5 protein-coding genes are annotated in these 11,949 nt (G+C 42.4%); all 5 read right to left on the bottom strand.

Annotated elements, in window-relative coordinates; all coding sequences use genetic code 11:
* Positions 1–538: 538 nt before the first annotated feature.
* The gene (locus OPS28_RS06980) at positions 539–4,204 is read right to left on the bottom strand and encodes an AAA family ATPase (protein ID WP_265608731.1); all 3,666 of its coding nucleotides are present in this window, start codon (positions 4,202–4,204) and stop codon (positions 539–541) included.
* Positions 4,201–5,436 carry an exonuclease subunit SbcD gene (gene sbcD / locus OPS28_RS06975; protein WP_265608730.1) on the bottom strand — a complete coding sequence of 412 codons (1,236 nt, stop codon included), beginning with the start codon at positions 5,434–5,436 and terminating at the stop codon, positions 4,201–4,203. Before sbcD ends, OPS28_RS06980 begins: the two co-directional genes overlap by 4 nt.
* An 822-nt stretch (positions 5,437–6,258) precedes the next feature.
* Entirely contained in the window at positions 6,259–8,145 is a 1,887-nt protein-coding gene (locus OPS28_RS06970) for a SurA N-terminal domain-containing protein (RefSeq protein ID WP_265608729.1), read from the bottom strand.
* A 277-nt stretch (positions 8,146–8,422) separates the two neighbouring features.
* Entirely contained in the window at positions 8,423–8,695 is a 273-nt protein-coding gene (gene hupB / locus OPS28_RS06965; protein WP_169209556.1) for a nucleoid-associated protein HU-beta, read from the bottom strand.
* A 315-nt stretch (positions 8,696–9,010) separates the two neighbouring features.
* Positions 9,011–11,365, bottom strand: coding sequence for an endopeptidase La (gene lon, locus OPS28_RS06960; protein ID WP_265608728.1), 2,355 nt, complete (start codon positions 11,363–11,365; stop codon positions 9,011–9,013).
* Between the last annotated feature and the right edge of the window lie 584 nt (positions 11,366–11,949).

Here is an 11,949-nt window from a genome sequence, read left to right as displayed (position 1 = left end):
TAATGTATGGACTCTTAGTAAAAGTTTAGGCACTTATTACGTTACTCCCCCATGGGGAGGGAGTCCATACATCGGCGAACGCTGCAACCTCCGTCATTAGATCGTATCTTGAAACATCATAACCCTCTCCGCGATAGCGGTGAGCTCTAGCATTGCATGTTCCTAGTAATTCTCTTTTAGAACTTACGATAACAGTTAAGGAGGTCGTGACCTCCGTCACGATGACGACTCTGCGTAGATGCACCTGTTACGACCGCTCCTTGTCTATACCTGCCTATCAGATAATGTCTCAACCTGAATATAGAAATGTCAGATCAGATATGAGCTACTACAAATGAATGTGTTAACCCAATTTATTGCTTCTAATCCTTCTTTTTCGGGTAAATTCTTGAGCAACAACGAACTGCGCTATTTCATACCGAAATTTTGTGCTGAGTCTGCCTTTATTCTTTTAGCTCATTTTGTCGGCTAATCTTGCTGTGCTTGAAGCATAACACCAAATGTTAGGTGGCCATTTGTGTGTGCCACTCCCCGCTCGTTACACCCTAAATTCAGTATCCAGCCTGCTCACCCCTACCCCACTACTTTTAGATACTTTTATTTGCGTAGTGATACGCTCCTTCATGGCTTCAATGTGGCTGATTACACCAATCATTTTGCCAGAAGCGTTCAAGTTATCCAGTGCATCAAGGGCGATATCTAGGGTCTCTGCATCCAACGTGCCAAAACCTTCGTCAAGGAACAACGAGTCTATGCTGGTTTTGTGACTTACCAGATCAGACAAAGCAAGTGCTAAAGCTAAACTCACTAAAAAGCTTTCACCGCCAGATAAGGTTTTGGTGTCCCGCTCCACGTCGCCTTGCCATGTATCTAAAACACTTAAGGCCAAGCCTTCTTCATCACGACGTTTAAGCAGGTAGCGACCATGCAGACGATCCAATTGTTTATTTGCTAAATACACTAAGTTATCAAGTGTCAGTCCCTGGGCAAACTTTCTAAACTTATCACCGTTAGCGGAACCGATTAAAGAATGTAAGTACGTTAAGTCATCATACTTGATTTGCTGAACAGCAATTTGTTGACTTAACTCCCTGAGGCGCTCACCTTCCTTGCTATCATTCTGCAGCTGCTGCGCTATTTGCCCTTTTTGGCTAAGCAAGACTTCTTTTTCCTGTTGTATTTTTTGTAATGTTTCTAAGACCTGCTCTTTCGGTGTTTGCTCCCATAGTTTGGCGGTGTCAATTTTTTGTAACGAAGCTAATTGTTCACAAGCTTCATCAAGTAAAGTGGTGGCTTTTTGTAACTCGACTTCTAACGCTTTTTTTAAGGTAGTAAGTCTATTTCGCTCTTCTTCAGAAATTAAAGCGTGCTCAAATTCAGACTCTAAAGTGAAAGGACTTTCTTCAAAAAGTGTTTGCCAATCTTGTTGGTGACCATTCGCTTTTTTCTCGTATTCAGTATACTGACTTTGCAATGCATTAAGGGTCGAGGCTAAATCAGCATGCGCTTTCTCTATCTGCTTATGTGATTGGTATTGCTGCTCCCAGCTATTTTCGGCGCTGGCGAATCGTTCATTTAAATGTTGTCTCGATGCCGCTACCGACGCTTCTCCAAATAGTGCCACCCGTTGCTGGGTTAAGTTATCAATTTGTTGATTAAGCATGTCTAAACTTTGTTTAGTTTGTTGGTGTTGCTCGGTAAGCAGTTGAACGTGTTGTAGCATCGTTCGCTGTTCCGCTTGATTAACTGAGATATCCTGTTGTAACTTCTGCGCATATTCAGTTTGTTCTTTGAACTTGACTGCCTCACTACGTTTACCCTCCAGCCAAGAGGCTAAATTTTTGTCTTCTATTTCGAATCCAACTTCGCGGATTTGAGAAAGTACTGTATTTTTATTGGCTTCTATACTCTGTAATAACTGGGAGCGTTGCACTTTGGCTTTTTCTAAGGCAAATTCTGTGTTTTGTTCCTTTTGCCTAAGCACCTTGATTTCGCTATCTATTTTTTCTAGTTCACGGTGGGCACGGTCCAACTCATCCTTGGCGGATTGACGATCCTTTATAGATTCTCGCAGAACTTTAAGCTGCCGCTCTATATCCTGCGACTGTTCTGTTAATTTTACTTCCACGGTTGCTAACGCTGCGGTATCTGTAATTTCAAGGTCGAACGGTAGAGTAAGTGTTGCTTCTCGCCATGCTTCACTGACACCCAGAAGCTTCTGACTAAGGGAATTTTCCTTAGTCTGCAGTTCCTCTTGATATCGGGTGCAGGCATCCAATTCGGCACGAATTCGCTTACCTTCTTCTTCAATTTGCTTACATTGTTCTTCAGCCTCATTTCGCCGTCGAACAGTATTTGGAATATCCACAACACCACCTTCTAACTTAGGGTGGTCGGTCGCCCCGCAAAGTGGACATTCCTCTCCACGTTGCAGATTCTGGCGAAAGCCCGCTAATTGTTCTTCTTGTGTAATTAATGCATTTAAGTCGTTTAGCTGTTGTTTCTGTTGTCGAAATTTTTCTACAATCTTTGTTCTGGATTGATTTAATGACGTTATTTTTACTTTTATTGTTTCAGATGCAGATGAACTATTTGCCTGTTCTTCTACCAGTTGCAAATAGTTCTGCTGTAGCGATTTAGCGTTGTGATAAGCAGGCCATTGTTGAGTAATCGCACTTTGTTTATGCGTCAGCTCATCTTCGTTATTTACCGCTAATTGCTGCCATTGTTGTTGTTTGGCATCATAACTTTCCTGATGAAACATCACTTTGTTACGCAATACTTCATGCTGCTCTTGTAATACTGCTCTTCTAGCCGTATTTGCTTTTACCTCATTACAGTATGTTGCTATGTCATTATTTAATAGCCCAAGTGTTTGGTTATCTTTATCGTTCTGCTGAAGTTGTACTGCCCAGCTATTAAGATGCTCTGCTAATGAGGCATGAAGCCTATTACTTTCCAGGTAAGCTATTGTTACCGTTTTTTTCTGATATAAGCTTTCTAACGATTCGTTAAAACGTGTAAGTTGCTGTTCCCGCTCTTGTAACTGGGAGTGCACGCGTTCGACTTCCTCATGCTTTTCTGCGTGCTTCTCTTTCAGTGACGTGATTTTCGTGTCTAACGGGATGATTTTTTCATTAATTAGCTGTTCTTGCGCCTGCAAAGTGTTTTTCGCCGCTTGAAGCTCTACATCACATTTGCGCAATAAATCTGAAGCTTCCGTGAGCTGTTTCTCTTTTAGCGCTTTTGCCTGTAATTTATCTTTTATCTGAGCTTCAAGTTTCTCTAGATCATGACGAGAGTCGTTGCGCAATTTCCACGACATGCGCAACCGTTCAGCGGGTTCGCTTCTCGCTAATTTATCGAGTTCGCTATGCGCGTTATCAAATGCTTTATTAGCGCTTTCTTTACGCAGCTGAGCCTGCCCATGCTTTCGCTGAGCCGCTATGATCTGTTCCCACCAATTCAGGTGCGCTTGCGATTGTATTAGCTGTTCATCCAGCGAGCTCTGATTGGCAATAAGCTGGTCTTGCTCTTCTAATAACTGTTTTTTTTGTTCTGTTGTTAACAGCTGAAAGCTTTCGGCTTTTGCTTTTAACTCACGTAGCGACTGTTTCACATCTGTGAGATGCTCATGAACCCGTTTTGAGATTTGACCATAGATTTCGGTTCCGGTGAGCTCTTCTAGTAACTCTGCTCTATCGCCCTCATTCGCATTTAAAAATGCTGCGAAATCCCCCTGAGAAAGCATCATCGATTTGGTGAAACGGCTAAAATCCAAACCGGTAAGCTTTTCTACCGCTTCACTTTTTTGTCTTATCTGAGTGGCTAATACTTTACCTGAAGCAACTTCTGCCAATTCGGTATCGGCTTGTTGAAGGTTGCCTTCGGGCTTCCCTCTGGCTCGGCGCATACTCCAGAATGCTCGATACGCTTTTCCCTTTACTTCAAACTCGACTTCTGAGAGACATTCAGCCGTACCCCGGCTCATAATCTCGTTTGAAGACATGGAGATTGCACCCAACCGCGGGGTTTGGTGATATAACGCTAAACATATCGCATCCAACAGCGTTGTTTTGCCCGCTCCAGTTGGACCTGTTATTGCAAATAATCCATTTTCTGAAAAAGGTGACCGCGTGAAATCAATTTTCCACTCGCCCTTTAACGAATTTAAGTTTTTAAAGCGTAATGACAGTATTTTCACTCATCCGCTCCAAGATGCTTTACTTCCGACAGGATTTGCTGAAAAGACCCACAAATTCGTTTACGCCGTTCACGGTCATCCTCTGTCACGAAGTCTTCCATTTCCAAACGCTTCTCAAATACCTCCTGCGGACTGAGTTCAGAAAGCGTTTCGGCTTGTTGCTGACTAAGCAGCTGACGCCGTTGGTTGCGGGTACGCCGTAACTGTAGAATTTCAACATTTATTCCTTCAGCTAAAGTCTGCACTCGTTGTTGAAGATCTGACAAATAATCCTGCGTGTCCACTTCCACACATAACCATACGGTTTTGTCGTTCTCTATGCCGCGATATTGCTCTAAATCCTGCTCTATTTTCGCCAGGTCACCTTTTAACACTGCCATTGGCTGAAAATTAGGAATAGCTATTGGTATCAGGGATTCAAGTTGAGCCCCCTCAAACTGTACAAGTATCACTTGCTTTTGCGTACCAAGCTCGTCAAAACTTAATGGAATGGGTGAACCGCTATAACGAATATGTTCTGACTTCGCTACAATCTGTGGCTTATGAATGTGTCCCAATGCTATGTAATCTGCCGGAGGAAACCCGTCCGCTGCAAACCCATCAAGGGTACCTATATAAATATCTCTGACACTGTCAGACTGACTTACTCCCAGTGCAGTAAGATGACCGGTTGCAATAATAGGCACATCGATTCCTAGTTCTTTCTTACGTATTTTCGCCAAGTAAAATAGTTGTTGATAATGGCACGCAATCGCTTCACCTAAAGCCTGGCGCTTTTGCAGTCCGGTTTCGCCCGCTTGGCTTTGTAGCACATCTCTGGGGCGAATGAACGGGACCGCACATAGTATTGCGCCGATGTCACCATTTTGATTAGGTAGGGAGAATATCTGCTTATCTGAATCTATGCCGGTGCTTGCTACGACTACAGTATTCAGACAAGCAAGAATTTGCCTGGATTCATTCAAGGTCGATACTGAATCGTGGTTGCCTCCTAATACGACCAAAAAACAATTGAGCTTTTGCAAATCCACTACGAACTGGTTGTACAGTTCTCTGGCATAACTAGGTGGTGAGCCAGTGTCAAACACGTCACCTGCAATGATAATTGCGTCAATTTGTTCCGTTGAAACTAACTCTAGTAACCAGGTAATAAAGGCCTGATGTTCGTCTTTACGACTTTTGGTAAAAAAACTTTGTCCTAAATGCCAGTCTGAGGTGTGCAGAATTTTCATTTTTATAAATAGCGCTTCCGATAAAAAATTATATTTTCATTGGACATTCTTGCTAAATACTACACGTAGTCCAAACGCTAGATCCTACCACAGATATACAGCATGTTTGTTTAAACCAAAAGGATAGTTAATTGAATAACTTTAATAACGTATTGACCTTCGCTTAACTCATTTCCTATATTTGATAAAAGGTTAATGATATCCAACAAATTACTTTTACGACAAAGTGTAGTGAGTTAACCTTTTATAATACGAGTTTTTAAGGGCTGATCGTGATAAGAATTATCGTACTGATACCGTTGATTTTAAGTTTGCTATGGTTAGGCTATCTAAAGGCCAATAATTATACGCTATCGCAAGGTAAGCAGGGGTTCTTATATATATTGGTGATTTCTTCTACTATCGCCATCTTTTATACAGTCATGCTCTTTCTGACCCACTAATTTTCGTTTGGAAATAATAAGCACTCTATAGGCGCCCACTGACCTCACCACCATTCGAACGCCTGATGACAGTATTACGAACAAAGATGTCGGTTTCCTCTCCCGCACCAGGCTTACATGTATGCTCACTCTCTTCTTATCCTCTTTCAGGGCGGCGCTCATTTTTGAAGGGGGTGTAGGTTAGTTGCTAAATGATCTACCAATCGGGGTATTGGTTATCTTAAGAACGAGCGACAATAACGGTTATCAACAATTAAAAGGAAAAATAAAATTCACCGCGGTACGCTTTATCTAAAAATGAAGAATACAACAATAAAAAAGCCAGTTAACAAACTGGCTTTTAATTTAAAAATTAGTTTAAAACTTTCTAGCCCAGTTTCTAATTTATAGCGATGGTAACCTCTGCATCTTTACGCAACGCATCGACGAAACTCTGATAGGTTTTTTGGCTTTCCATTGTAGCCATTCGCTGACGCATTGTTGTCAATGTAGACTCGTCTGGCTGAGTGGCGTGGTTTACTTTAGTCAGTTCCACTAAGCCCACATCGCCGGAGGTTAGTAAAGTTACTTCCCTAGGCTTACTGTCCAGTGAAAGACTAAAGAGCGTATCCACCATATTACGGGCTAACTGGCCCCCTTGCCGAGATACCTTTTCGGCTGTCTGCCACTCGACATTTTGCGAAGTCAGCAGGTCATTCACCTCTTCATTAGAGTTAAGCTTTTCAGCTACATCCTGCGCCCAGGCTTCCGCCGCTTTTTGCGCCTTTTCATCCCGCAACGTCGCCTCTATCCCTTCTCGGACTTCTGCTAATTCCTGCGTACGCTGTGGTTCATGTGCCTTAACCCGAATAAAAGCAACCGTACTGTCATCTAGTTCGATAATGTCGCTATTTACCCGATCCTGAATTAGCTCATCAGAAAAAGCAACTTCCAACGCATTAGGTGTGTTGAGTGGTGCCGGAGCAGTATTTCGAGTGAATAAGCCCGTACTCTCGACCTTTGTTTCCGCGATATTAGCCACTTCATCAAGGGAATCGGGCATTTCGAATGCCACTTCGGCCATACGGTTTTGCAACTCAAAAAACTGCTCTGTGGCTTTATCTGTAGCTATCTGGTCTCGAATAGTATCTCGCACTTCATTCAGGGGGGTGACTGATTCCGGTTTAAGTTCAGTTAATTTAATTATGTGGTAACCAAATTCGCTTTCGATTACTCCAGAAACATCGCCTTCTTGCTTAAGATTGAATGCCGCTTTATCAAATTCAGGGTCCATCATATCAGGTGAGATAAAATCTAAATCACCGCCATTCTCTGCTGAAAAAGTATCATCGGAATGTTCTTTAGCGAGTGTAGCAAAATTGGCCCCGTCGTTTACTTGCGCTAGCAATGCTTCCGCTTCCTGCTTTGCCTTATCTTGATCTTCGCCAAACTCAATCAGAATATGAGAGACTCTGCGTTGCTCTTCTTCAACGAAACGTCCTTTGTTATCTTCATACCATTGAGCGACGTCTTCTTCGGCAACATTGATGTCTTTTTTAAGATCTTCAACCGACAATAAAACATAGGACAGGTCGATCTGCTCCTCTGTATCAAATGCAGTAATATTTGCCTGATAGTAATTGTTGATGTCGTCTTCAGTAACTTCAACATTTTCAGCGAATGGCTCTGCACTAACCTGAAAATAGCGGGCGTCTCGCGTTTGCTGCTGTAAGCGGAAAGCTTGCTCTGCTTCACTTGGCAACGTGAATGAAGTTGCTGTTAAAGCTCTGGTAAGCTGTTCTCGCGTTAATTGAACACGAAGATAATTTCTGAAATCTGCGGGACTAAATCCATTCTGGCGAAGTATCCCCTGAAAACGGTCATTATTAAACGTGCCGCCCACCTGGAACTCTGGCATCTTTAAAATAGAATCCCGAATCTGTCTATCACTGACGCGCAAACCTAACTCATATGCCTTCTGCTCAATTAACTTTTCGCCAATTAAGCGCTCTAGTACGCTTTGTCTAAATTGTTCAGTATACCCTTCGCTTGAGAACAATGATGAAATACCTTCACCATATTGGGCTTCCATTCGGGCACGCTGGTTCTGGTAGGCTCGCTCAAGTGTTTGTTGGCTAATTTCTTCGCCATTAACAGTTGCTGCAGCAGAACCGCCCGATGAGGTCAGATAGCTTCCTACCCCAGCAAACACGAAACTCAGAACAACCAGACCGATGATTATCATCGCCCACGGCCCTTGTGAGCCTTCTCTGATTTTTTCTAGCATGACTTTGTTTTAAACTCCATTGCTTTCGAAATATCTGATTTCGCTGTCATATAAAAAGACAAACGAAAATTAGGCAGAATTATAACTCATTTACACAATTAAACGCGAAGCCTTTATGGTGCTGCGCTTATTTGTAAAGTAGATAGATAGCGCTGCCAGGTAACGCGTGTTGCGTGGTAGCTTACTATCTCCAAATATAATTAGGTATGACTATTAAATTCTGCCTAAATAAAAAAGGCGATAGCCCTAGCCATCGCCTTTCTTCAAGAATTGAAGCTTAGTTACAAGCGTCTTTCAATGCTTTACCAGCTTTGAAAGAAGGAACTTTCGCTGCTGCAATTTGGATAGTCTCACCAGTTTGTGGGTTACGACCGCTGCGAGCTGAACGCTCACGAACAGAAAAAGTACCGAAACCTACTAGTGCAACCTGATCGCCATCTTTAAGCGCTGAAGTAACAGCGTCAGTAAAAGCATCTAATGCACGGCCCGCAGCAGCTTTAGAAATATCTGCGCCAGCAGCCATTTGGTCGATAAGTTGAGACTTGTTCACTATTATGATCCCCTTCGATTGTTATTATACTGTTTGTCCTAACAACTTAATTTATTGTCAGAGACGTTATAACAAGCTTGATAACTAACATCAAGCAATCCGTTACAATTCATTAACTTTTTATGATTCGCTGCTATCCCTTTTGTGGCAAGGCTTCAAGCGAGTACCCAGTAAAGGTAACACAAGTTTTGATTGTTGAAAGCCCTATTTTGAAAAAAATTGCCAAATACGCGTCTTTATGGTGATTTTTTATACAAAAAGGTCAAATGATTTGCTACATGCCACGTCCTATGCGGCATGTAGCATAAGAATTGTTTACTTTGAACTAACGACCTTAAAAGATTCAACCGGTTCTTGTAACGCAATATCCAGCACATCATCGATCCATTTCACCGGATGGATGGCTAAGTCTTTTTTGACGTTTTCCGGAATTTCTTCCAAATCACGTTCGTTATCTTTTGGAATAACTACCGTCTTTATTCCGCCGCGATGAGCAGCCAATAGCTTCTCTTTTAGTCCACCTATTGCCAGTACTTCCCCTCGTAAGGTGATTTCACCGGTCATTGCCACTTCACAACGAACAGGATTACCTGTCAGCGAGGAAACCAGTGCTGTACACATAGCAATACCAGCACTTGGACCATCTTTAGGTGTAGCACCTTCCGGAACATGTACGTGGATATCACGTTTTTCGTAAAAATCTTCGTTAATGCGAAGCTTCTCTGAACGACTTCGTACCACCGTCATGGCAGTTTGAATAGACTCTTGCATGACATCGCCAAGAGACCCGGTAAAAGTAGTTTTACCTTTTCCGGGTACGGCGGTGGTTTCGATAGTCAATAGATCACCGCCAACCTGCGTCCACGCCAGTCCAGTCACTTGACCGATTTGATTATCTTTGTCTGCCTTGCCGTAGTCGTAGCGCTGCACGCCAAGAAAGTCTTTAAGATTTTCCTGTTTAACCACAACTTTTTCTTTACTCTTATTAATAAGAATATCTTTTACTGCGCGACGACAAATTTTCGAAATTTCTCGTTCTAAACTTCGAACACCTGCTTCTCTGGTGTAGTAACGAATAATACCGATGATAGCTGAATCTGTTATGTCGAGTTCTTTCTTCTTCAGGCCGTTGCGTTCCATCTGCTTGCTAATTAAATGACGGCTAGCAATATTCAACTTTTCATCTTCGGTATAACCAGAAAGACGGATAACCTCCATTCTATCCATTAACGGACCGGGCATGTTCATGCTATTGGAAGTAGCAACAAACATAACGTCTGATAAATCGTAATCTACTTCAAGATAGTGATCGCTAAAGGTGCTATTTTGCTCGGGATCTAACACTTCCAGCAATGCAGACGCCGGATCTCCACGCATATCTGCCGACATTTTGTCTATTTCATCGAGCAAAAAGAGGGGATTCTTTACGCCAACTTTTGCCATCTTTTGAATCAACTTACCTGGCAACGACCCAATATAAGTTCGGCGGTGACCACGGATTTCGGCTTCATCGCGTACACCACCTAGTGCCATACGAACATATTGTCGCCCTGTAGCTTTAGCAATCGACTGACCCAATGAGGTCTTACCTACCCCAGGAGGACCTACTAAACAAAGTATTGGCCCTTTTAATTTTCTCACCCGTTGCTGAACAGCTAAATATTCAATAATGCGTTCTTTTACTTTTTCCAGCCCATAATGATCGGCATCCAGGACTTTTTCTGCTCGGCCCAAATCTCGCTTAACCGCACTACGCTTATTCCAGGGTACATTGGTCAACCATTCAATATAGCTTCGCACAACTGTGGCTTCGGCTGACATTGGAGACATCATTTTCAGCTTTTGAAGCTCTGCTTTTGCTTTGCTTTCGGCTTCTTCAGGCATTTTCGCATCGGCAATCTTTTTACTTAATGCTTCAAACTCATCAGGCGCATCATCTAGTTCACCAAGCTCCTTTTGGATGGCTTTCATCTGTTCATTCAGGTAATACTCGCGCTGGCTTTTTTCCATTTGTTTTTTAACCCGAGTACGAATTTTTTTCTCAACCTGAAGTAAATCGATTTCCCCTTCCATTAACGCCATAAGATACTCAAGCCGTTCATTTATGCTTTTCATCTCGAGCACTTTCTGTTTTTCTTGTAACTTTAATGGCATATGCGCAGCCATTGTGTCAGCGAGACGGGCGGCGTCATCTATCCCATTAAGTGAGGTAAGTACTTCTGGGGGGATTTTTTTATTTAATTTTACGTAGCCTTCAAATTGAGAAACGGCTGAACGAATAAGTACTTCCTGTTCATTTTCTGGAATTTCTTGGTCAACGATTCGTTCCACATCAGCAGAAAAATAGGGTTCGGACTGGGAAAATTCACCGACCTCCCCTCTTACGTTACCTTCAACCAGCACTTTGACTGTCCCGTCTGGGAGCTTCAGCAGTTGCAGAATAGTCGCAATAGTGCCTATCGAAAATAAGTCTTTATCTTCAGGCTCGTCAACACTCGCATCTTTTTGTGCAACCAAAAATATTTGTTTGTCATTTTCCATCGCGGCATCTAAACAACGGATAGATTTTTCGCGACCAACAAATAGGGGTATGACCATATGGGGATACACCACGACGTCTCGTAATGCGAGCACCGGGATTTCACTGCGATTTTCACGCTCAGTTGTCATACGAATTCTCTTCTTGTTAATTGTGACTTTTTATATGGGGATAATGACACAAAGTTCAATTAAAACGAGTTTACTTTTTGTTTAAAAAACTACGTAAATACAATGCATAACCCGTTTTTATTTAGTTGTGAAAGTTTACTATTTTAGCAGTCAGGCCTTTTCAGCATAGCAGCTATTAATAAATAGCGAGGTCGGTGGGCGTAGTTCAAGGTAAGTTTAATTTTGTTTATCTGTGCAGTACATGTATCTATTCGGAATATGTATTCGCGGTTAGGTTAAGGTATTAAACGCCATCTTCGACCAGGGAAGCGCTAATGTGGTCATCTATCCCCCCGCGAAATCAGCATTTATTGCGGAGCCGCTCTATCCACGAGCCTTAAAACTGACCCGCATTAATGATCTTCGGTTCAACGAGTGTGGAATATCGTTAATCGGGGCCCGTCGATAAAGGAGTGCCGTTACCTTACGTAACTTTAACGTAGAGCGGGGACATACTTCGCTTTACTTTAAAGACAGCGTTTCCTTTTTTATCAATACCGACTTATTTTATTAACGCCTACTAAATTTTCCTGAAGTTCGCTTAT

The sequence above is a fragment of the Alteromonas sp. ASW11-130 genome (assembly GCF_026183735.1).
GTDB lineage: Bacteria > Pseudomonadota > Gammaproteobacteria > Enterobacterales > Alteromonadaceae > Alteromonas.
This window is presented reverse-complemented; position numbering and strand designations above follow the sequence as displayed.